Source organism: Psychrobacter sp. 1U2, assembly GCF_051847575.1.
The window spans coordinates 1-900 of the sequence record NZ_JBPYDC010000685.1; the positions used below are offsets into that span (position 1 = coordinate 1).

At 39.9% G+C, this 900-nt stretch carries 1 protein-coding gene; it reads right to left on the reverse strand.

What is annotated here, in order from left to right; all coding sequences use genetic code 11:
• Window positions 1-100 precede the first annotated feature (100 nt).
• Window positions 101-900: AAA family ATPase (locus ACS8FD_RS18095; RefSeq protein WP_439276866.1), on the reverse strand; the 800-nt coding region annotated here is incomplete at its 5' end.

Sequence of the window (900 nt, forward strand, 5' to 3'; positions counted from 1 at the left end):
GTTATGCCAAATTTGTTATAAAGTATAGCAATCGCATAATCGAATATCACAAAAAAACGGCTACCTAAGTAACCGTTTTTTATCTAAAGAAAGAATATTGTTAACTTGCTAATGACTCAGAGTCTGAATGTGGTTCATGAGTTTCAACCACAGTTAGAATAATACGGCTATCCGCTGAACCTTTATCAGTTTGCATACTAGTACTTGATGTGGCCTCATCTTTATTCAACAAAACTTCGTTAGAAGTAGTATTAGATTCTTCATCATGTTCCGGTTCTAGAGATATATGTACCACTCCGCCATTAACCAAATCACCAAACAAAATCATATTTGCCAATGGTTTTTTAATCTCATCTTGTATTAGACGCTGCATAGGACGCGCACCCATTAAACGGTCATACCCTTTATCAGCAAGATAGTCACGTACCTCATCGTCAATCTCTAAAGTGACCTGTTTGTCATCAAGCTGTACTTGCAGCTCTACTAAGAACTTATCAACAACTGAGATCACTACTTCTGTATCTAAAGGATTGAACTGAATGATCGCATCTAAACGATTACGGAACTCAGGCGTAAAGACTCGTTTTAGCGCTTCAGTATTGTCGCGACTGTGATCTTGTTGAGTAAAGCCCATAGATGAGCGACTGATACTATCTGCACCCACGTTGGTCGTCATAATAACAATAACTTGCTTAAAGCTAGCCACACGGCCGTTGTTGTCAGTTAGCGTACCGTGGTCCATGACTTGCAATAGTAAATTGAAAACATCAGGATGCGCTTTTTCAATCTCATCAAACAACAATACACAGTGCGGATGCTGATTGATTTTTTCAGTAAGCAGACCGCCTTGATCATAACCGACATAACCTGGCGGCGCCCCTATCAGACGTGAGGCTGTAT